At 72.9% G+C, this 22312-nt stretch carries 15 protein-coding genes; 6 read left to right on the top strand and 9 right to left on the bottom strand.

Features of this window, described 5'->3' with window-relative positions; translation table 11 throughout:
- Positions 1-98: 98 nt before the first annotated feature.
- The 7 genes from nrdH to ACH436_RS19620 all read right to left on the bottom strand — a co-directional run bounded on the left by nrdH (position 99) and on the right by ACH436_RS19620 (position 9657).
- Positions 99-341, bottom strand: coding sequence for a glutaredoxin-like protein NrdH (gene nrdH / locus ACH436_RS19650; protein WP_380243423.1), 243 nt, complete (start codon positions 339-341; stop codon positions 99-101).
- A gap of 575 nt (positions 342-916) precedes the next feature.
- Positions 917-2353 (bottom strand): serine hydrolase domain-containing protein, encoded by a 1437-nt coding sequence (locus ACH436_RS19645; RefSeq protein ID WP_430561888.1) that lies wholly within the window; start codon positions 2351-2353, stop codon positions 917-919.
- Positions 2354-2451: 98 nt separating this feature from the next.
- A complete protein-coding gene (locus ACH436_RS19640) occupies positions 2452-3930 on the bottom strand; it encodes a GH1 family beta-glucosidase (RefSeq protein ID WP_430561887.1) in 1479 nt (492 codons plus the stop codon).
- 177 nt (positions 3931-4107) lie between these two features.
- Positions 4108-6414, bottom strand: a complete 2307-nt coding sequence (gene yicI, locus ACH436_RS19635) for an alpha-xylosidase (protein ID WP_430561886.1) — start codon at positions 6412-6414, stop codon at positions 4108-4110.
- A gap of 78 nt (positions 6415-6492) precedes the next feature.
- Positions 6493-7362, bottom strand: a complete 870-nt coding sequence (locus ACH436_RS19630) for a carbohydrate ABC transporter permease (protein WP_430561885.1) — start codon at positions 7360-7362, stop codon at positions 6493-6495.
- Positions 7362-8327 carry a carbohydrate ABC transporter permease gene (locus tag ACH436_RS19625; protein WP_430561884.1) on the bottom strand — a complete coding sequence of 322 codons (966 nt, stop codon included), beginning with the start codon at positions 8325-8327 and terminating at the stop codon, positions 7362-7364. Before ACH436_RS19625 ends, ACH436_RS19630 begins: the two co-directional genes overlap by 1 nt.
- Positions 8328-8331: 4 nt before the next feature.
- Complete coding sequence (locus ACH436_RS19620) at positions 8332-9657, bottom strand: ABC transporter substrate-binding protein (RefSeq protein WP_430561883.1); 1326 nt, start codon at positions 9655-9657, stop codon at positions 8332-8334.
- A gap of 208 nt (positions 9658-9865) precedes the next feature.
- Between ACH436_RS19620 and ACH436_RS19615 the strand changes: the two genes are divergently transcribed.
- The 5 genes from ACH436_RS19615 (at position 9866) to ACH436_RS19595 (ending at position 17351) form a co-directional block, all read left to right on the top strand.
- Positions 9866-12448, top strand: coding sequence for a glycosyl hydrolase family 95 catalytic domain-containing protein (locus tag ACH436_RS19615; protein WP_430561882.1), 2583 nt, complete (start codon positions 9866-9868; stop codon positions 12446-12448).
- A 3-nt stretch (positions 12449-12451) separates the two neighbouring features.
- On the top strand, positions 12452-13450 hold the full coding sequence (locus ACH436_RS19610; RefSeq protein ID WP_430561881.1) for a LacI family DNA-binding transcriptional regulator: 999 nt from the start codon (positions 12452-12454) through the stop codon (positions 13448-13450).
- A gap of 157 nt (positions 13451-13607) precedes the next feature.
- A complete protein-coding gene (locus ACH436_RS19605) occupies positions 13608-14630 on the top strand; it encodes an ABC transporter permease (protein ID WP_430561880.1) in 1023 nt (340 codons plus the stop codon).
- A gap of 14 nt (positions 14631-14644) precedes the next feature.
- Complete coding sequence (locus tag ACH436_RS19600) at positions 14645-15562, top strand: carbohydrate ABC transporter permease (protein ID WP_430561879.1); 918 nt, start codon at positions 14645-14647, stop codon at positions 15560-15562.
- 31 nt (positions 15563-15593) lie between these two features.
- Positions 15594-17351: an ABC transporter substrate-binding protein gene (locus ACH436_RS19595; protein WP_430561878.1), complete on the top strand. Its 1758-nt coding sequence runs from the start codon at positions 15594-15596 to the stop codon at positions 17349-17351.
- A 118-nt stretch (positions 17352-17469) separates the two neighbouring features.
- Here ACH436_RS19595 and ACH436_RS19590 read toward each other — a convergent pair whose 3' ends face one another.
- Together ACH436_RS19590 and ACH436_RS19585 are read right to left on the bottom strand one after the other, a co-directional pair.
- Positions 17470-18117 (bottom strand): DUF624 domain-containing protein, encoded by a 648-nt coding sequence (locus ACH436_RS19590; protein WP_430561877.1) that lies wholly within the window; start codon positions 18115-18117, stop codon positions 17470-17472.
- Positions 18114-20621 carry a beta-glucosidase gene (locus ACH436_RS19585; RefSeq protein ID WP_430561876.1) on the bottom strand — a complete coding sequence of 836 codons (2508 nt, stop codon included), beginning with the start codon at positions 20619-20621 and terminating at the stop codon, positions 18114-18116. The genes ACH436_RS19590 and ACH436_RS19585 overlap by 4 nt, the downstream gene beginning before the upstream one ends.
- Positions 20622-20981: 360 nt before the next feature.
- Here ACH436_RS19585 and ACH436_RS19580 point away from each other — a divergent pair, with 360 nt between their 5' ends.
- Positions 20982-22274: an ABC transporter substrate-binding protein gene (locus ACH436_RS19580; RefSeq protein WP_430561875.1), complete on the top strand. Its 1293-nt coding sequence runs from the start codon at positions 20982-20984 to the stop codon at positions 22272-22274.
- Positions 22275-22312: the final 38 nt, after the last annotated feature.

Genomic DNA, 22312 nt, shown 5'->3' with positions numbered 1-22312 from the left:
ATCGAAGCCCGGGGCGCCGGCCGTTCGTGGGGTGCGGGCCCCGGTCCTGCGGACCCGCGTGGTGTGCTGTCTGTGCCGGGTCGTTGCCGACCCGATGGTCAGGCCGAGACGGCCTGCTGCGCCGCGACCGCGGCGATCTGGTCGGGGCGGAAGCCCGACCAGTGGGTGTCGCCGGCGACGACGACGGGGGCCTGCAGGTAGCCGAGCCCGCGGACCATCTCGAGCGCCTCGGCGTCCTGGGTGATGTCGACCACCGTGTACTCGACGCCCTTGCGGTCGAGGGCGCGGTAGGTCGCGTCGCACTGCACGCAGGCCGGCTTGCTGTAGACCGTGATGCTCATGTGTCTCTCCCTCTCTGCGCTCCCCGCCGGGGGCTTTCGTCGACCGGTGTCGCGACCCTGCGAGCCGGTCCCCTCGACGGGCCCCGACAGGGCCCGGACCAGGGATGACGCCCGTGGAACTACGCCGGTGTGCTTTGTTCGAAGGGCTGTGCGCCCCGCGTGCTCCAAACACTACACCTAGTGGTCAGGGCGCGCGCGGGACCGACATCTTGTGGTTGACACGGCTGTCATTCGTCGAACACCCCTCGCGTCGAACGCTCACCACGAGCCTCCCACGGGGGTCTGACACCCCTCGTCCACAGGGTGCGCGGCGCGTCGTCAACACCGCGCCGAGGCCCCCGTCCGCAGCACCGTGCGGCTCGTGCCCGGATGTCCACAGGCGGTGGGCGACGGGTGTCCACAGCGTGTGCGCGAGCGCGGGGCGCGACGCACCGGCGCCCGGGGCCGGCGACCCCCGCACGGCGGGCGGCGAGCGGTCCTGGCAGAACGGACATTCCTGGCGGGCGGGCAGGCGAAAAACTCGTCCAGGTCGTCGGCGTGTCGCGCACGGTGGTGTGTCGCACACCGTGGTGCGGTCAGCCCGCGTCGTGGTCGGCGTCGGCCCGAGCGACGGGGACGGCGCGCCACCCCGCGGGGTCCACGCCGCCCGGCACCGCCGTCGCGGGGTCGTACGGCACACGGGTGAGGTGGAAGGTGCCGACGTCCAGGGCGTGCGCCGCAGTCCCGGTCGCGACGGGCCGCAGCCGCTCCCCCCGCCAGTAGCCGCCCTCCACGCCCACCCAGCCGCCGTCGGGGGCCCGGCCGAACACCGTGCTGCGGCCGTCCGGGGCGCTGAGGTCCAGGCGGCCGTCGGCGCGCGGGGCGAGCGTGTACGGCATCGGCCCCCAGTACCAGGTGCCGGCCAGGGCCAGCCCCTCGGGACCGGCGTCGATCCCCGCCTCGACGGCGCCGGCGCCCGGTCGGACGTCCAGGAGGTCGAGCAGGAACGAGGCGTCGCCGAACCCGGCGGTCGAGCTGCCGCAGACGGCGACGACGTCACCCGTCGCCGGGTCGGCCCGCAGCGTCGCGGTGAAACCGGGGACGGAGCCGCCGTGACCCACGGTCCGGCGTGCGGCGCGCCCGGCCTCGCCGGGGCCGTGGTGCACGGACACGCCCAGCCCCCACGCCGCCGTGAACGGCGCGCCGTCGTCGACCACCGCCCGGGGCGTCGCCATGCGCCGCCGCCAGGCGAGCGGGAGCACGTCGTCCCCGCCGTCCCCTCCGGCGCCGTCCCCGCCCGCGCCGACCAGCCACGCCCCGAACCGCACCAGGTCCGCGGGCGTCGACCACACCTCCCCCGCCGGGCCCATCGCGCCGTAGCCGGCCACGGGCTCCACGAGGACCGTGTCGTCGTGCGGGTGCACCGCGTACCCCACCGCGGCGTCGGCCGGCCGGGCGCGCCCGGTGCCCGTCATGCCCAGCGGGGTCCAGACCTCGTCGCGCAGGACGGCGTCCCACGACCGGCCGTGCGCCTCCTCGAGCAGGCGGCCGAGCACGGCGTACCCCACGTTCGAGTAGTGGTGCCGCTCCCCCGGCTCGCACAGCGGCTCGATCCCCGCGGCGACCAGATCGTCCCAGGCGCCCGCGCCGTGCCGTTCCCACCAGGGACCGGGCGGCTCGGCAGGCAGCCCCGCGGTGTGCGTGAGGAGCTGTGCGACGGTGGCGTCCGGGGCAGGGGCATCGGCCAGGTGGTGGCCCACGGCGTCGTTCAGGCCGAGCCGCCCCGCGGCCGCCAGGCGCAGCACCGCGACCGCCGTCATCGGCTTGGTGATGGAACCGATGCGGAACGCCGTGCCCGGGCGGGCCGGGTCCCAGCCCGCCGCGCCGGTCCACACGAGCTCGCCGGCGCGCCCCACCGCCGCGGACAGCGCCGGCACCCGGCGTTCCCGGCACCGGGCGTGCAGCGCGTCGTCGAACCGGGCGGCGTCGACCGGAGGGCTGGTGGGCGACGGGTCGGGCTGCGCTGCGGTCATGCCCGCACGCTAGTGCCGAACAGGCGGTTGACACCGTTATCGGGGTCTCGAGACCCCGATAACGGTGTCAACCGCCTGCTCGGCTGGACCGGTACCCGTCAGGGGGCGACGGCGGTGACCTCGGGCAGCGTGCCGGACGTGGCCAGCCGGCGGTACCAGTGGGCCGAGTCCTTCCACGTCCGCTCGCCCGTCGGGTAGTCGACGTGCAGGATGCCGAAGCGCCTGGAGTAGCCGTAGCCCCACTCGAAGTTGTCCATGAGCGACCACGCGAAGTAGCCGCGCACGTCGGCCCCGGCGTCGCGGGCGGCCCCCATGGCCTCGACGTGGTCGTGCAGGTAGGCCACGCGGCGGTCGTCGTGCACCCGTCGCTCGCCGTCCTCCACCACCAGCTCGTCGTCGAAGGCGGCACCGTTCTCGGTGACCGCCAGGGGCAGGCCCGGGTAGGTGGCGTGCAGCCGCAGGAGGAGGTCGGTGAGGCCGGACGGCTCGATGTTCCAGCCCATCGCCGTGTACGGGCCCGGCTGCTCGGCGAACTCGACGTCGGTGACGCCGATCCACGGGCTGTGGCTGGACGCGCCGTGGCCGTCGTTCTCCGACCGTTCGCCCTCCCCGGTGAACCGCCGCACCGTGACCGTGGAGTAGTAGTTCACGCCGAGGACGTCGAGGGGCTGGCGGATCTGCTCGAGGTCGCCGTCGCGGACGAACGACCAGTCGGAGACGTGCGCGGTGTCGGCGAGCAGGTCCGCGGGGTAGGCGCCGTCGAGCAGCGGGCCGAGGAAGGCCCGGTTCGCGAGGGCGTCGATCTTCCGGACGGCGTCGGCATCGCCGTCGGACGTCGCGTCCACCGGGCGGATCGCGTGGAGGTTCAGCGTGATCGACACCTGCGCGCCCGGCAGCACGTCGCGGATCGCCTGCGCGGCCAGGCCGTGGGCCAGGTTGAGGTGGTGGACGGCGGCGAGCGCCGCGGCCGGCTCGGTGCGGCCGGGGGCGTGCACGCCGGAGCCGTACCCGAGGTAGGCGGAGCACCAGGGCTCGTTGAGGGTGGTCCAGGCCTCGACGCGATCGCCGAGCTCGACGGCCATGTGCCGCGCGTACTGCGCGAAGGCGAGGGACGTCTCCCGGTTCGCCCAGCCGCCGGCGTCCTCGAGCTCCTGCGGCAGGTCCCAGTGGTAGAGCGTGACGAACGGGCGGATGCCGCGCTCGCGCAGGGCGTCCAGCAGGTCGCGGTAGAACGCGACGCCCTCGGGGTTGAGGGGGCCGGTCCCGCCGGGCTGCACGCGCGACCACGAGATGGACAGACGGTAGGCGCCGACGCCGAGCCGGTCGAGGTGGTCCACGTCCTCGGCCCAGCGGTGGTAGTGGTCGCAGGCGACGTCGCCCGTGTCGCCGCCCTGCGTGCGCCCGGGGGTGTGGGAGTAGGTGTCCCAGATCGACGGGCCGCGGCCGCCCTCGGCGGCGGCCCCCTCGATCTGGTACGCCGCGGTCGCGGTGCCCCACAGGAAGTCCGCGGGGAACGTGCGGGCGGCGGTCACCTCGTCGACCGTCTCGGTCGGGGTGGCCGTGGACGTGGTGGTCATGGTTCTCGGTCCTCGATCCTGGGATCACGGCGGGTGGGGACGGGTGGGAGCGCTCCCACCCGATCGTCTCCAGTGTAGGTCACACGCCCGGGCCGGCCCGGGCCAGGCACTCTCGACCAGGCGATCCGTCGCGGCATCGCGCCGGACGGCGCGACGGATCGCCTGGTCGAGAGCGACTCAGACGGACAGGGTCACGGTGCCGGGGCCGTCGCCGGCCGCCGTCCGCTCCCCCGCCCGGACGGCCCAGGGCCCCGGGGCGTCGTCGGTCGTCACGACGATCTCGTCGCCGGTGCGCCGGACGCGGAAGGCCGCCGCCTCGCCGTCGGGCCCTCCGGTCGGCACGGTCGTGACCGCGTCGTACCCGTCGGGCAGCTCGACGCACCGCAGCTCCACACCGTCGGCCCACGCGTAGTCGGGCCGGTCGGTGCGGGCCCCGACGGGCAGCACCGTGCCCGGGCGCACCAGCACGGGCAGGGAGTCGAACCCGTGGGTCTCGGTGACCCAGCGCGGGCCCGTCACGGTCTGCGCGTGCGCCGCGTCCTCGCCGTCGAGCAGGCGCGTCCACGTGCCCTCGGGCACGTAGTACTCGACCGTGCCGTCGGCCTGGAAGACCGGGGCCACGAGCAGCGAGCCGCCCAGCATGTACTGCATGTCGACGCCGAACGTCGCGCGGTCGCCGGGGAACTCCAGCACCATCGGCCGCATGATCGGGGTGCCCGCGGCGTGCGCCTCCTCGCCCGCGGCGGCGAGGTACGGCATGAGCGACATCTTGAGGCGCGTGAAGCGGCGCGTGACGTCGACGGCCTCCTCGTCGAAGGCCCACGGCACGCGGTAGGACGACGAGCCGTGGAAGCGCGAGTGGCTCGACAGCAGCCCGAACGCGAGCCACCGCTTGAACACGCCGGCGTCGGGCGTGCCCTCGAAGCCGCCGATGTCGTGGCTCCAGTAGCCGAAGCCCGACAGCGCGAGCGACAGGCCACCGCGCAGCGACTCGCCCATCGACGCGTACGTCGAGTCGCAGTCGCCGCCCCAGTGCACCGGGAACTGCTGGCCGCCCGCCGTGGCCGACCGCGCGAACACGACGGCGTCACCGCGCCCGCGGCGGCGCTCGAGCAGGCGGAAGACGAGCTCGTTGTACAGCTCGGCGTAGTAGTTGTGCATCTTGCGGGGGTCGGAGCCGTCGTGCCAGACGACGCCCTCGGTGGGCACGCGCTCCCCGAAGTCGGTCTTGAAGGCGTCGACCCCCTGGTCGAGCAGACGCTCCAGGTGGCCGAGGTACCACTCCGCGGCGTCCGGGTTGGTGAAGTCCACCAGCGCCATGCCCGCCTGCCACATGTCCCACTGCCAGACGCCGCCGTCGGTGGTGCGCAGCAGGTACCCCTTCTCCCGTCCCTCCGCGAAGAGCCGGGACCGCTGCCCGATGTACGGGTTGATCCAGACGCTCACCTTGAGGCCCCGCTCGTGCAGGCGGGCGAGCATGCCCTCCGGGTCGGGGAAGACGCGGGGGTCCCACTCGAAGTCGCACCACTGGTACTCGCGCATCCAGAAGCAGTCGAAGTGGAAGACGCTCAGCGGCAGCCCCCGCTCCGCCATCCCGTCCACGAAGCTCGTGACCGTGGCCTCGTCGTAGTCCGTGGTGAACGACGTCGACAACCAGGTGCCGTACGACCAGGCGGGCACGCGCGCCGGCCGGCCGGTGAGCGCGGTGTACCGGCGCAGCACGTCCTTCGGCGTCGGGCCGGCGATGACGTAGTACTCGAGCGACTGGCCCTCGACCGAGAACTGGACGCGCGTGTTCACCTCCGAGGCGACCTCGAGCGAGACCCGCTCGGGGTGCGCCACGAAGACCCCGTAGCCCTTGCTGGTCAGGTAGAGCGGCACGTTCTTGTACGCCTGCTCGCTGGACGTGCCGCCGTCCTCGTTCCACACGTCGACGGACTGGCCGTTCTTGACGAACGGCCCGAACCGCTCGCCGAGGCCGTACACGTGCTCGCCGGGCTCGAGGGAGAGCTGCTCGTGCACCCAGGTGCCGCCCTCGAGCGGGCCCGACGTCGCGGTCATCGCGCCGACCGACTTCGGCAGGCTGGAGGTGAGCACCCGGCCGTCGTGCTCGACGTCCACGCGCCAGCCGCCGCCCCGGTGCACCCGCACCGAGAGCCCGCCGGTCTCGAGCACGCCCTCCGTCTCGTCGACCTTCACGACCGGGAGGAAGCCCGGCTCGCCCTGGACGGCGAACTCCGGCCCGCGCCGCGCGGCCCCCGCGAAGTGCTCCACGCGCACCCGCACCACGCCCGGCGCCGGCGAGGAGTACGTGACGGTGAGCATCGGCCGGTTGAGGGTGTCCCCCCGGCGCCGGATCCGCGCGGTCGGGGCGTACACCGTCATCGTGCCCGCGGCCTCGTCGACGCGGACGTCGTCGACCTCCACCGCGTACAGCGGCGCGATGCCGCGGCGGGTCTGCCAGTAGCCGTCGGTGAACTTCATCAGGGGCACACTCCGTGCTGTCGTGTCGATGATGGCGGGGCGCCGGGGGGCACGCCGCGCGAGGGTGGGTGTGGCGCGCTACTTCACCGCGCCGGCGGTGACGCCCCGCGTGAGGGTGCGCTGGAAGATCAGGAAGAACACGAGGGCCGGGACGAGGGAGACGAGCGCCCCGGCGTTGGTCGTGGGTGCGTCCATCATCCGGTCGCCCTGGAGCGACGCGAGCGCGATCGGGATCGTCTGGGTGTCGTTGGTCGTGAGCATGACCAAGGGGATGAAGAACTCGTTCCAGGTCCAGATGAAGAAGAAGATCATCAGGACCATGAGCGTGGGCCGCACGATGGGGAACACCACCCGCCACAGGATCCGCCAGCGCCCCGCGCCGTCGAGCGCCGCCGCCTCGAGCAGCGCGGGCGGGAACGTGCCCAGCACGGACGCCAGCAGGTAGGTGCCGAAGGCCGACTGGATGACCGTGAAGATGATGATCACGGACCACTGCGAGTTCGACAGGCCCACCTGGCGGGCCATGTCGAACAGGGGGTAGATGAGCGCCTCCTGCGGGAGCATGTTCGCGAGCAGGAAGAGCAGCACCACCCACATGCGGCCCTTGATCCGGCCGATCCCGATCGCGTAGGCGTTGAGGAGCGAGAGCGCGCACGCCGCGACCGCGACGACGGCGGAGATGAAGAACGAGTTCCACAGCTTCACCGGGAACTCGGTGCGCTGCCAGAAGTTCACGAGCCCGTCGAGGTACAGGCTCGTCGGCAGGCTGAGCGGTCCGTGCTGCGTGTAGTCGTCGGGCGACTTGAACGCGTTGAGCAGCATGACCAGCAGCGGTGCGAGCACGAGCAGCGCGACGACGACGGCGCCCGCGAGCACGAACCAGCGCCCCGCGCCCCGGTGATGGCGGTTCCCGCTGCGCGCACGCACGGTCGCCAGGGTCGTAGCCATCAGCGCACCCCCTCCTCGGCCCGCTCGGCGCGCGTCTGCAGCGCGAGGATGACGACGGCGACCACGAGGATCACCACGGTGAGCACGGTGGCGACGGCGGCGCCGTAGCCCACCTGCGACTTGTCGAAGAAGTTGAGGTACGAGTAGTAGCTCGGCACGAGCGTGGAGCTCTCCGGTCCGCCGCGGGTCAGCACGTAGATCGGGCCGAACACCTTCAGCGCCGCGACCGTGCAGGTCAGCGTCACGACGAACGTCTCCGGGCGGATCTGCGGGATCGTGATGGCCACGAACCGCCGCCACCAGCCGGCGCCGTCCAGCTCCGCCGCCTCGTACAGCTCGGGGTCCACGCGCTGCAGCGCCGCCATGAAGATCACCACGGGGTAGCCGATCTGCACCCAGATCAGCACGAGCATGACGCTCGGCAGCGCCGTGCTCGGGTCGCCCAGCCAGTTGGGCGGGTCCGTGACGCCGAGGGCGCGCAGGATCTCGTTGAGCGCGCCGGTCTGGGCGTTGAGGATCCAGTTCCACAGCACGCCCGCGACCGCGACCGGCAGGATCTGCGGCAGGTAGTACGTGGCCCGCAGGACGGACGCGACCCGGCCGCCGAACCGGCGGCCCAGGTAGTCGAAGAGCACGGCCGCGAGCAGCAGCCCGATCACCGTGGGCACGAGCACCATCGCGACGATCATCGCGATCGAGTTCTGGAACGACGTCCAGAAGGCGGCGTCGTGCCAGAGCTCCGTGTAGTTGTCGAGGCCCACCCAGGTGAGCGGCGCCAGGCCGCCGCGCCAGGAGAACAGGCTGATGTAGACGTTGGTCACCAGCGGGTACCCGATGACGAGCACGAAGAGCACCGCGCCGGGGAGCAGGTACGCCAGGTAGGGCAGGGTGGTGCCCCGCCGGCGGCGGCGCGTGCGGGCGTCGGCCCGGGGCGCCGCCGCGGGCGGGCTGAGAGTGGTGGTCACGTCGTCACTCGCCCAGGAGGTCGGCCTTGCCGTCCGTGTAGGCCGACTCCAGCCCGTCGAGCACCTGCTCCGGCGTCTTCGACCGGTTGATCAGGGACTGCAGCTGGCTGACGATCGTGTCGTAGTAGCCGGGCACCGGCCAGTCGGGGTAGAACGCCAGCCCGTCGTCGTCGAGGATCGCCTGGAAGTTCTCGGTGAGCTCACGGGTCTTGTCGTCCGTGATCGCGGCCGCGTCGCCCGCGACCGGCAGGCCGCCGGTCTGCGCGAGCACGTCCTGCACCTCGGGGCGCAGGGTCGTGTCGATGAACTCCTCGGCCAGCGACGGCGAGTCCGCGTTGGTCGGGACCACCCACAGGTTGCCCGACGAACCGGTGTGCAGCGCGTTCCCCGGGAAGTTGAACTGGCCCCAGTCGTCCTTCATCTCGGCCGTCACGCGGCCGAACCACCAGGACCCGGACACCATCATCGGGTAGTCGCCCTTCATGAAGGCGACGCCCATGTCCTCGGCCGTGAGCCCGGCGGAGTCGGAGGCGATGTACCCGTCCTCGATCCACGCGTCGAGCTGCTCGGTGGCCGCCGTCATCTCGGGCCCGTGGAAGTCGACGTCACCGTCGAAGAGCTGGTACTGGTCCACGAGCTCCCGGTCGGCGTGCGCCAGCACGAGCTCGTACCAGAGCTGGCCCATGGGGTACTCCGCCCCGGCCTCGGCCAGCGGGGTGATCCCCTCGTCCTTGAACGCCTTCATCACCTGCTCGAGCTCGTCGAGCGTGGTCGGGACCTCGAGACCCGCGTCCTCGAACATCTGCTTGTTGTAGTAGACGCCGACGAACTCGCCGTAGTTGGGCACCCCGTACCAGTCGCCGGAGCCCATGAGGCCGTTCTCGTCGTAGCGCGCGGTGGTCTGCAGCGACCCCGAGAGCTTGTCGGCCCAGCCGTTCTCCTCCGCGGCGTCCGTCAGCGGGGCGAGCAGGCCCTGCGCGGCGAGCTGCCCCGCGGTCGCGTTGCCCTTGTTGTACTCCATGACGTCGGGGACGTCGTCGCCGGTCAGCACGATCTTCGCGTTCTTCTGGATCTGCTCGAACGTCTGCTTCTCGACCTCGACCGTGACGTCCGGGTGCTCGTCCTCGAAGATCTCGATCGCCTTCGCCCAGGCCTGGCCCATCGCCGAGTCGTCGTTCTCGTAGTGCCAGATCGTCAGGGTCGTGTCGTCGGTGTCCCCGCCGCCGGCGGCGGTGCCTCCGCCTCCGCCACCGCCCACGCAGGCGGTCAGCGTAAGGGCCGACGCGGCGATCAGGGCGGCCGCGGACAGGGTGCGTGCGCGGTGGAGCATGAGGTCCTCCTCGTCGAGTCCAGCGCCGCGGCGGCGGTCCTCAGGCCGCGGCGAGGCGCCACGACCTGAGTCGAAGCGCTTCGACGGCGAGTATCGACCCGGAACGGGGCCCCGTCAAGCAGGGGCGCCCCGACCGGAACACGCCCGGCCACGACGAACCGCCCCGGCGGTCGAAGCGATTCGCGCGGGCCGACTACGCTCTCCGACCATGGGCGACCTCCCCGCGACGACGCACGTCCTGCACACCGACCGCAGCGCCGACCGGTGGGTCGAGGCCTACCCGGTGGGCAACGGCTTCCGGGGCGCGATGTGCGCTGGCCGGGCCGGGGTCGAGCACCTGTGGCTCAACGACGGCACCGCCTGGTCGGGCCCGCCCCCCGCCGACCCGCTGGCCGGCGCTCGGGCCCGCGGACCCGAGCACCTCGCCCGGGTCCGTGCCGCCGTCGAGTCGGGGGACGTGCGCACCGCCGAGGCCCTGCTCGCCGAGACCCAGACCCCGTGGGCCCAGGCGTACCTCCCGCTCGCCGAGCTCGACGTCGCCGTCGAGCCCGCCGACGCGCCGCCCGCCGTTCCCGCCACGGCCCCGACGAGCCCGGCGGACCCGCTCCCCCACGCCGTCGAGCGCCGCGAGCTGGACCTGCGCACCGGCGTCGCCACCCACACGTGGGAGCACCCCGTGGCGGGGCGCGTCGTGCACGAGACCTGGGCCGACGCCCGCGGCGGGGCGGTGGTGCACACCGTGCGCGCCGAGCGACCGGTCCGCCTGGTCGTGCGCGTCGAGAGCCTGCTGCGGCCCTCGACCGCTCTGGCCCCGGACCCGCTCCCGGCCCTTCCCGCCGACGCCCCGGCCGTGCTGGTGCGCTCCGTCGACCTGCCGGTCGACGTCCCGCCGTCCCACCACCCCGAGGGCGAGCTGCGCTACGACGCCGCGCGCGGCCGCACGGGCACCGTCGCGGTCACGGCGGCCGCCGACCACGACGCCGTGCCGGCCGACGGCGCGCTGCGCACCGGCGCGGGGCGCACCCACGTCCTCCTGGTCGCGACCGCCACCACCGAGCCGCCCGGCGAGCCCGACGCCGCGCCACCGGCCGACCGGGTCGCGGCGCAGCTCGCCGCCGGGCTGCTCGACGGCGAGGGCCGTGACGGCGGCGCTTCGGCCGACGAGGCTGCCGCGGTCCGCGAGCGCCTGCGCGCCGCGCACGTCGCGGAGCACGCCCGGCACTACGGGCGCGTGGACCTCGCGCTGCCGGCACCGGCGGGAGCCGGCGACCTGCCCACGGACCGCCGTGTGCTGGCCGCGGCCGACCGCCCCGACTCGGGGCTGGCGGCTCTCGCGTTCCACTTCGGCCGCTACCTGCTGCTCTCGTCCTCGCGGACGGGTGGCCTGCCCCTCACGCTCCAGGGCCTGTGGAACCCGTGGCTCCCCGGCCCGTGGAGCAGCGGCTACACGCTGAACATCAACCTGCAGATGGCGTACTGGGCGGCGGGCAGCACGGCGCTCGCCGGGAGCCAGGAGCCGCTGCTGCGCTACGTCCGCCGGCTGGCCGCCGGGCCGGGCGCCGCCGTCGCCCGCGACCTGTACGGCGCCACGGGCTGGGTGGCGCACCACAACTCGGACGCGTGGGGCCACGCGGCGCCCGTCGGGAACGGCCGCGGCGAGGCCAAGTGGTCCGCATGGGCGCACGGCGGCACCTGGCTGGCCCAGCACCTCCTGGAGCACCACCGGTTCACGGGCGACGACGCCGAGCTGCGGGCCGCGTGGCCCGCGCTCCGCGGCGCGGGCGAGTTCGCGCTCGCCTGGGTGCAGACGTCGGACGGGGCGGCCGGCGACGCCGGGCACGACGGACGGCCGCTGCGCGCCTGGACCAGCCCGTCGACGTCGCCGGAGAACCAGTTCGTGGCGCCCGACGGCGAGCCCGCTGCGGTCACGACGAGCGCCACGATGGACGTGGCGCTGCTGCGGGCCCTGGCGGCGGGCTGCCGCGAGGCCGCCGGCTCGCTCGGGCTCGACGACGCCGACGAGCCGTGGCTCGCGCGCCTCGAGTCCGTGGTCGCCGCGCTGCCGGACCCGGCGGTCGGGTCCCGCGGCGAGCTGCTGGAGTGGGGCGCGGAGGTCCCCGAGGCGGAGCCGGACCACCGGCACCTGTCGCACCTCGTGGGGCTCTACCCGCTCGGCGACGTCGACCCGACCACGACCCCGGACCTGGCGCGCGCCGCCGCGCGCAGCCTCGAGCTGCGGGGCCGCGAGTCCACGGGCTGGTCGCTCGCCTGGCGGATCGCGCTGTGGGCACGCCTCGGCGAGGGCGCGCGGGCCCACGACCAGGTGCTGCTGTCCCTGCGACCCGCCGACGGCCCGGCCGGGCAGCACGTCGGCCACCGGGGCGGGCTGTACCCGAACCTGTTCAGCGCCCACCCGCCGTTCCAGATCGACGGCAACCTCGGGCTCACGGCGGGCGTCGCGGAGATGCTGGTGCAGTCGCACCGGCGGGACGACGGCGTGGTCCGGCTCGACCTGCTGCCCGCGCTGCCCCCGCAGTGGCCCGACGGCGAGGTGGCCGGCCTGCGTGCGCGCGGCGGGGCCGAGGTCGACCTCGTGTGGCGCGACGGCTCCCTCGCCCGCGCGCTGCTGCGCGCGCCGGCCGACCGGGCGCTGGACGTCGTGGTGCGCCACGGCGGCATGGCCGCCGCGGGAACCCCGGTCGCGGTCGCCGCGGGCGCTACCGTGATCCTCGACGTGCCCGCCGACCTCCCGGTCGCGGGCACCGCCGTCCCTCACGCACCCAGGAGATAGCCCGTGGCCACCATCGAGGACGTCGCGAAGGCGGCGGGAGTCTCGGCGTCGACAGTCTCCTACGTGCTGTCCGGGAAGCGGTCCATCTCCGCGCCCACCCGCCGCCGGGTGGAGCAGGCGATCGCGACGCTGGGCTACCGCCCGCACGCCGGCGCACGCGCTCTCGCGTCGGCGCGGACGGAGGTCATCGGGCTCATGGTCCCGCTGCGCGCCGGCATCGACGTGCCCGTGATCATGCAGTTCGCGGGCGGCGTCGTCACCCGCGCGCGGGAGCACGCGCACGACGTCCTGCTGCTCACGCAGGACGATCTCGAGGGCCTGGAGCGGGCGATCAACGGCTCGATGGTCGACGCGCTCGTCGTCATGGACGTCGAGGCGGACGACGCCCGCATCCCGATCCTCGCCCGGTCCCGGCAGCCGTCCGTGCTGGTGGGGCTGCCGCGCGACGCGTCGGGGCTGTCGTGCGTCGACCTCGACTTCGAGGCCGCGGGTCGCCTGGCGGCACAGCACCTGTCCGAGCTCGGGCACCGGCAGGTGGCGATGCTGGGCGCTCCGCCGGAGGTCGTGGACCGGCACACGTCGTACGTGGACCGGGTGATGCGCGGCTTCGCGCAGGGTGCGCCGGAGCACGGCCTGGAGGCGCGGGTCGTGGCGTGCCCGGGGGCGCCCGCCGAGGTCGCCCGGGTCGTCGACGAGCTCCTCGCCGAGGCGCCCGGGACCAGCGGCCTCTTCGTGCACAACGAGCGCGCCCTGCCGCACGTGCTGTCCCGGCTGCGCGACGCCGGCCGGTCCGTGCCCGAGGACGTGTCGGTCATCGCCCTGTGCCCCGAGGACGTCGCGCTCGCCCAGCAGGTCCCGATGACCGCCATCGACCTGCCCGCGTCGACGATCGGCAGCCTCGCCGTGGACATCGTCATGGCGCGGCTCGACGGCGGGCAGCACGCCGAGACCCGGCTGCTGACGCCCGTGCTCACCACCCGCGGGAGCACCGCCCCCCGCTGACCGGCCGGGCCCCGGCGCCGCCGGACCGCTCCCCCTGATCTGCCGCACACCATTGCGCGACCCGTCGCGGGAGTGATATCAATTCGAAGCGCTTCGACGCAGTGGCCACCGGCGGTCACCGCGCATGCGCGAGAGACCCATCACGAGGGAGTGACAGGTGAGCCTCACCCAGGGAGCGCCGCTGCTCGACCACGGCGCCGCCGTCGCACCGGACCGCGGACGCGGGCGCCCGAGCGAGGAACCGCCGCGGCGGCGCCGCGGCCGTGACCGGAGACGTCAGGGCAAGAAGCCCTCGCCGGCGATGTTCCTCGTCATCCTGCCGTTCCTCGTCCTCGTCCTCGCGTTCTCCTACCTGCCGCTCGTCGGCTGGGCGACGGCGTTCTACGACTACAAGCCCGCCCTCGGGCTGTCGGGCAGCGAGTTCGTCGGGTTCCAGTGGTTCCGGATGCTCGTGTCGTCCCCGACGCAGCTCCAGCAGATCGGGCAGGTCATGGCGAACACGCTCGCCATGAGCTTCCTCGGGATCGCGACCTCGCTGCTCCCTGTCTTCTTCGCGATGCTCCTCAACGAGATCCGGGCCCCGTGGTTCAAGAACGCGGTGCAGACGCTCACGACGCTCCCGAACTTCATCTCGTGGGTGCTCGTGTACATGATCGCCTTCTCGCTCTTCTCCACCTCGGGGCTCGTCAACTCGGTGCTCAACGACTGGGGCCTGATCACCACACCGATCAAGTTCCTCGACACCGGCGAGCACGTGTGGCTCACGATGCTGCTCTGGAGCCTGTGGAAGGGCCTGGGCTGGGGCGCGATCATGTACCTCGCCGCCATCACGTCGATCGACCCGGCGCTGTACGAGTCGGCGCGCATCGACGGCGCCGGCCGCTTCCAGCTCATGCGGTACATCACCTTCCCGCAGCTGATGCCCACCTACGTCGTCCTGCTCGTGCTCTCCATCGCGAACATGCTCAACAACGGCATGGAGCAGTACTACGTGTTCCAGAACGCCTTCAACAAGGAGCACATCCAGGTGCTGGACCTGTACGTCTACAACATCGGCATCACCGGGAACAGCCTGTCGATGGCGACGGCGCTGGGCATGCTCAAGAGCGTCATCTCCGTCGTCCTGCTCGTCACCGCCAACGCGATCGCCAAGCGCGCCCGCGGCACGTCGATCATCTGAACGGGGACGAGACCGTGTCAATCACCAGCCCTGCCCTCAAGCGCACCCGCGGCGACGTTCCCTTCGCGATCGTCAACTACGTCGGGTTCCTGCTCTTCGCGCTCCTGTGCGCCTACCCGTTCTACTTCCTGATCATCAACTCCGTCAGCGCCAACGACATGAGCGCCCTGGGGCAGGTCCGCCTGTGGCCCGAGGGGCTGCACCTGTCGAACTACGCGCAGATCCTGCAGCTCGACGGGCTGTCGGCCGCCGCGATCGTGTCGGTGGCCCGCACCGTGATCGGCACGGCCTGCACGGTGCTCGCCTCGGCCTTCCTCGGTTTCATGTTCACCCAGGAGCGGATGTGGAAGCGCTCCCTCTGGTACCGGCTGGTCATCTTCACGATGTACTTCAGCGCCGGGCTCATCCCCATGTACATCACGATGAAGACGCTGGGGCTCACCAACTCGTTCTGGGTCTACATCCTCCCGGCGATCGTGCAGCCCTTCAACATCATCCTCGTCAAGACGTACGTGGAGTCGATGCCCGCCTCGCTGCAGGAGGCGGCGGAGATCGACGGGGCCGGCACGCTGCGGGTGTTCTTCCGGATCATCCTGCCGAACATGACGCCGATCCTGGCCACGGTGGCGATCTTCACCGCGGTGGCCCAGTGGAACTCGTTCCAGGACACGCTGCTGTACATCACGGACCAGAAGCTCTACTCCCTGCAGTACCTGCTCTACACGTACACGAACCAGGCGAGCAGCCTGGCGCAGGCGGCGCAGAACGCTCAGGGGAACCTCGGGGCGCTGGCCACGGCGGCCACCACCCAGACACCGACGTCGATCCGCATGACGGTCGCGGTGCTCGTGGTGCTCCCGATCCTCTTCATCTACCCGCTGTTCCAGCGCTATTTCGTCAAGGGAATCATGCTCGGCGCGGTCAAGGGCTGACCGTGTCTCGTCGCACGCACGAAGGGGTGTCATGAAACTCAGGAAATCGGTCGCCATGGTGGTGGCCCCGTTGGTCGGGGTGCTCGCGCTCGCGGCCTGCTCGCCCGGCGGGTCGGACGACGACGCGCCGTCGAACGTCAACCTCGACCAGGACTGGTCCAAGGCCGACCCGATCACCGTCGACGTCTACGACGGGCTCGCCAACTACATGGGGACCCAGGGCGGGTGGTTCGCGAAGGTCGTCAAGGACAAGTTCAACATGGAGCTCAACATCATCGCCCCCAACGTCGCCGGCGGGGGTGACACCCTGTACAACACCCGCGTCTCGGGCGGCGAGCTGGGCGACCTCGTCGTCGTCGACAAGGGCCAGCAGATGGACGAGCTCGTGGAGGGCGGCCTCCTCCTCGACGCGGCCGACTACTACGCGTCGATGAAGAACGTGTCGCAGTTCGACCCGGCGGTCCAGCACCTCAACGAGGGCAAGGAGGGCGTCTACGGCTTCCCGACCTCCGTGTCGAGCCTCAAGCCGACCGAGCCCTCCGAGGGCCTCGAGCCCACGTTCGGCCCCTACCTGCGCTGGGACCTGTACGCCGAGGCCGGCTACCCGGAGATCGGCACGCTGGAGGACCTCCTGCCCGTGCTGAAGGACATGCAGGACGCGCAGCCGAAGGCCGACAACGGGCAGAAGGCCTACGCCATCTCCCTGTTCAAGGACTGGGACGGCAACATGATGGTCACGGCGAAGCAGCCCGCCACCCTCTACGGGTACGACGAGATGGGCTTCGTCCTCGCGAAGGCCGACGGCTCGGACTACCAGAGCATCGTCGACTCCGACTCGCAGTACGTCCGGGCCCTGAAGTTCTACTTCGACGCGAACCAGATGGGCCTCGTCGACCCCGAGTCGACCACCCAGAACTACGACACCATGTTCACCAAGTACCAGAACGGCCAGGTGCTGCTGTCCTGGTGGCCGTGGCTCGGCCAGTCGGCGTACAACACCGACGCGAACATGGCCGACGGCAAGGGCTTCGAGCTCGCGCCGCTGGCCGACCAGCAGATCTTCTCCTACGGCGCCGAGGTGTACGGCGGCAAGCAGATCCTCGGCATCGGGTCGGGCGCCGAGGACCCGGCCCGCCTGGCGGCGTTCATCGACTGGCTCTACTCGCCCGAGGGCGTCAACATGAACTCGTCGCAGACGGGCGCGGCCGCGGGACCGGAGGGCCTCACCTGGGAGAAGGGCGAGGACGGCGAGCCGACGCTCACCGACTTCGGCACGAAGGTGTTCCGCGAGGGCGGCGCCGACGTGCCGGCCGAGTGGGGCGGCGGTGCCTACACGGACGGCGTGTCGACGCTGAACGTGTCGACCGTCCTGCCCAAGGACGTCAACCCGGAGACGGAGTTCCCGTACAACTACACCTTCTGGCCGAGCTACCAGGAGCAGGTCGCCAACCCGCTGACCGAGGACTGGAGCGCCCGGATGGGTGACGCCACCTCGACCATGGAGTACCTGCAGGCCAACGACCAGCTGGTCGTGGCGCCGGGCTCGAGCTTCACCGCCCCGACGGACGACTCGGAGATCGAGGCCATCCGCAGCCAGGTCAAGGCCGCCATCATCGAGCACTCCTGGAAGATGGTCTTCGCCAAGAGCGAGTCCGAGTTCGACTCGATCCTGGCGGACATGCAGACGACCGTCGAGGGCCTCGGGTACGCCAAGGTGCTCGACTTCGACATGGCGAACGCCCAGGCGCAGAACGACGCGCGCGTGGCGGTCGCCAAGGAGTTCGGGTGACGGTCACGAGCTGGTGACGCGTCACCGGTAGCGGCACGACGAAGGGCTCGGGCGTCCTGCCCGAGCCCTTCGTCGTGCCTGCGCCGTGTCCCCGCGCCGGTCCGGTCGCGCCCGAAGACTACTGCCCGGAGTGCGGGCTCACCGGCTCGAGCTCGGACGGGTGGGCCTGACGGCGGCGGAAGACGCCGTGCAGCACGAAGGCGCAGACGTAGGCGCCGAAGGAGAACCCGATCGTCGCGCCGAGGAAGAGCGTCTGCGGCGCCACGAAGGCCAGGCACGCCGACCCCACGGGGATCAGCACCAGCAGCAGGGTGCGCGCCGGCTCGACGAGCGGGAGGAGCAGCGCGTTGCGCAGCGTCCGCCGCAGCGGTGCGTCGAACCAGCCGACCAGCGCGAGCGCGTAGAGCAGGGCTGCGAGGAGGTAGCAGGCGCCCAGCACCGCGAGGGCCCCCGCCACGGCGCTGAGCGTGCTGGTCAGCGAGAGCCAGAAGGCCCCGCTGTACACGAGCATCGCCGCCGGGAGCCCGAACGCCATGAGGGTGACGGTGCCACGCCAGGCGTTGCGCCCGAGGGCGACGACGAACCCGCGCACCAGGTGCCCGCGCTCGTCGTCGGCGTACCGCAGCGTCACCTCGAAGAGCGCGCTCGTCGCGGCGCCGATGGTCACGACGGGCAGGCAGGCCACGAGGTACAGCACGTTGAGGACCACGAACAGGACGAACGTGGTGATGCCCTGGGCGGTGCGGCCCTCCGGGTCGATCCTCACCGCACCGCACCGCCCTGCACCCGCAGGGTCCGCCGCACGGGCAGGTCGGCGCTGGACGGGCCGGCCGCGAGGACGTACTCCCCCGGCTGGACGCGCAGGGCCCCGTCGAGCGCCCCGCCACCGGGCCGCCCCTCCCAGACGGCGAGCCGGGCGACGTCGACCGGGACGTCCACGGTCGCCTCCTCGCCGGGCGCGAGGCGCACGCGCCGATAGCCGAGGAGCAGGCGGACCGGGGTGGCGGTCCCCGCCGCCGCGGAGCCCAGCGAGTAGACCTGCACCAGCTCCTCGGCAGGCCGGTCACCGGCGTTGCGCACCGCCACCCGCGCGGTCACGACGCCGGGAGCGGCCGGGTCGCGCGGGTGCAGCGGCGGGTGGTCGCGGGTCGGTGCCGGGGCGTCCGCCACGGCCCGCGACAGCTCCAGACCGTCGTAGGCGACGTCGCCGTACGTCAGGCCGTGCCCGAAGGCGAACGCCGGGGCGCCGAGGTCGCCCGCGGGCAGGTGCCGATAGGTGACCTGCTGGCGGCGCGTGTCGTAGTCGAAGAGGTCGCCCGCCTGCTCCGGCCGGGCCGGCCACGTCTGGGCGAGCCGCCCGGTGGGCTCGACGGCTCCGGTGAGCACGTCGGCGAGCCCGTGCCCGAGCTCCTGCCCGCCGTGGCTGCTCCAGACCACCGTCGCCGCGTCGTCCGCCCCGGGCCCGAGCACGTAGGGGTAGCTCGACACGATCGCCAGGACGGCCCGCGGGTTCGCGTCCGCGGCGGCCCGCCACACCTCGACGGCGGCGTCGGGCAGCATCAGGTGGGGGCGGTCCTGCGTCTCGCGCCCGTTCAGGTGCGGGTCGTTGCCGACCACGACGACGACCGCGTCGCAGCGGGCGGCGGCCTCGGCCACGCGCGCCGCCCCGGACTCCAGCACCCGCGGCACGAACCGCGCGGCGTCGTCCAGGGTCCGCCCCTCCGCGCACAGCACGCCGGTCCCCCGCTGCACCCGCACCCAGCGACCCGAGCCGAGGTGCAGCAGCGACCACGAGCCGTCGGGGTGGACGTGGCGGCGGAAGCTCTCCTGCACCTCCCAGCCGCCCACGCGCTCGGCGTCGGCGCGCAGCGGCCAGGCCGCCCCGGTCAGCAGCCGCCCGGAGGCGGCGGCCCGTAGCGTCAGGACGCCGTCGCCCCAGTCGGTCACCTGCAGGTGCGTGTCCTTGCCCGCGCCCGCGGCGTCGGCGACGACACGGTCCCCGTCGGCCGAGACGGCGACGTACCGGCCGGTGCCCACCTCCCGCAGCGCGACGACGTCGGCCCCGGTCGCGACCTCCACGCGGTCGGCGCCGACCGCCGCGCGCCACCCGTCCGCCGGGGTGACCGCGTACGGCGGGGTGCCCGAGTACCAGTCGGTGAGCACGACGTCCGCGAGCGGTCCGACGACGGCGACGGTCCCGGCCGCGAGCGGCAACGTGCCGGCGTCGTTGCGCAGCACGACCACGGACCGGGCCGCGGCCTCCCGGGCGAGCCCGCGGTGCTCCGGGGCGTCGATCGTGCCGTCGAGGGCGTACGGGTCGTGGTCGCCGTCGAGCTCCCCCGTCCGGATCCGCAGCTCGAGCAGGCGCAGCACCGCGCGGTCGACCTCGTCGGTCGTGAGCAGGCCGCGCTCGAGGGCCTCCTCGACCCGCCGCACCGTGGGCCCGCGGTCCGCGTCGTCGTCGGTGAACGAGTCGACCCCGGCGCGCACCATCGCGGCGTTCCCGGCGGCCCGGTCGGTCGCGGCGCCCTGCAGCGTCACGAGGAAGGCGGGCGCCGCGGCGTCGGAGACGAGGGCGACGGACCCGGGCGCCCACGACCGCAGCTCGTCGAACAGCTCACCCTGCAGGTGCGCCGGCACGCCGTTCACCTGGTTGTACGACGGCATCACCGCGCCCGCGACGCCCGCCTCGACGGGCTCCCGGAACGCGGGCAGCTCCTCCTCGTGCAGGGTGCGCGGCGTGACGTTCGAGCTCGTCGAGGACCTGTCGGTCTCGTTGTTGTACGCGAGGAAGTGCTTCAGCGTGGGGACCGTCCGCCAGACCCGCTCGTGCTCGCCGCGCAGGCCGCGACAGTAGGCGGTCGCGAGGTGCGCGGTGAGGTGCGGGTCCTCCGAGTACCCCTCCTCGTTGCGCCCCCAGCCGGGGTGCCGCAGCGTGTTGACCACCGGCGCCCAGACGTTGAGGCTCACGGACGGGTCGGCCCGGTGCTTGGCCCGCACCTCGGACGCGACGGCGTCGCCGACACGGCGCACCAGGTCGGCGTCCCACGTCGCCGCGAGCCCCACCGGCTGCGGGAAGACGGTCGCCTCACCCAGCCACGCCACCCCGTGCAGGGCCTCGCAGCCGGTGTGGAACGGCGCCAGCCCGAGCCGCTCGACGGCGGGCGCGTGCTGGTGGAGCATCGCCACCCGCTCGTCGTGCGACAGCCGGGACAGCAGGTCGCGGGCGCGCTCGGGCGCCGGAAGGCGGATGTCTCGGAAGGCAGGCACGTCCACGGGTCCTCCTCGGGATGCCGCAGCGGTGCGGCACGGCGGTCACGCTACCGGCGACAATTGTCGAAGCGCTTCAACAACGGTAGCGATCCGGCGCACCTCGGGCAACGAGGTCGGGCGGCCGGGGGCCTCGCTCGCGCCGACACCGCTCGCGCCGGCCCGGGTGCACGGCTCCAGTTTCCGAAGCGCTTCGATTCTCGGGATCAGCCTCGCGACTCCGAAGAACCCATGAAACGCCAGGCCAGGGCCGCTCCAGTTTGACAGGTCGATCCGTCGTGACCGAGGCTGGGCGCGCTTTGATGTCGAAGCGGTTCGATCTCGACGACGACGAACCACCACCGGTCGAAGGAGATACGGATGCGCAAGACAGGGCTCTACGTAGCGGCAGCGGCAGCGGCGTCGCTCGCCCTCTCCGCATGCTCGTCGGGCGACGTCCCGGCGTCGGGCGACGGTCCCGTGGTGCTCGACTACTGGGCGTGGGGCACGGCGCAGCAGCCGATGATCGACGCCTGGAACGCCGCGCACCCCGACGTCCAGGTCCGGCACACGGACGCCGGCGGCGGCACGGACTCGTCCGCCAAGCTCGTGACCGCCACCCGGGCGGACAACGCTCCCGACGTGGCCCTCGTCGAGTACAACACCCTCCCGGCGATGATGGTCGCCGGGGTCGTCGCCGAGATCACCGGGTACACCGACGGGCTGGCCGACGAGTACGCCCCCGGCGTGTGGAACCAGGTGTCCTTCGAGGGCGGCACGTACGGAGTGCCGCAGGACGCCGGGCCCCAGGCGCTCACGTACAACAAGGCGCGCCTCGACGAGCTCGGGATCGACGTGCCGACCACGTGGGACGAGTTCGCCGAGGCCGCGCAGCAGGTCCGCGACGCCGACCCCGACGCCTACCTCACGACGTTCGCCCCCGCCGAGTTCGGGGGCTTCGCGGGCTACGCCCAGCAGGCCGGCGCGCAGTGGTGGTCGGTCGACGACGCGCGGTGGACCGTCGACTTCGACGACGACGCCTCCGTCGCCGTCGCGGACTACTGGCAGGACCTGATCGACCGGGACCTCGTCCGGGCGGAGCCCCTGCTGACCCCCGAGTGGAACGCGCAGGTCAACAAGGGCGAGGTCCTGTCGTGGCCCACCGGCCTGTGGGCCGCGGGGGTGCTGTACGGCGTCGCCGAGGACACGGCGGGCGACTGGGCGATGGCCCCGCTGCCCCGCTGGGACGCCGACGACCCCTCCGTCGGGTTCCAGGGCGGCTCGGCGCTCGTCGTGACCACCTCGAGCGAGCACCCCGCGGAGGCGGCCGAGTTCGCCCGCTGGATGGGGACCTCCGAGGAGGCGGCGGCGGCCCAGATCGAGCAGGGCCAGTACCCGGCGTCGCTCGCCGGGCAGGAGATGACGCTCCACAGCGACCCTCCCCTGCTCATGCCCCGGCAGGAGGACTACTGGACGATCGCCGCCGAGATCACCCGGAACACCATCCCCGAGATCAGCTGGGGTCCGAACGTCAACGTCGCCTCGAGCGCGTTCCAGGACGCCATGTCCAAGGCGGTCACCCGCGGTACGCCGTTGCGCGACGCGCTCACCGAGACCGAGGAGGTGGTGGTCGACGACATGGAGACCACCGGCTTCGAGGTCGTCCGGCCCTGACCGCCGTGGCCGCCACGTCGTCCCGCCCGCCCGTCTCC

The sequence above is a fragment of the Isoptericola sp. NPDC019693 genome, from assembly GCF_044389085.1.
Taxonomy (GTDB): domain Bacteria; phylum Actinomycetota; class Actinomycetes; order Actinomycetales; family Cellulomonadaceae; genus Isoptericola.
This window is presented reverse-complemented; position numbering and strand designations above follow the sequence as displayed.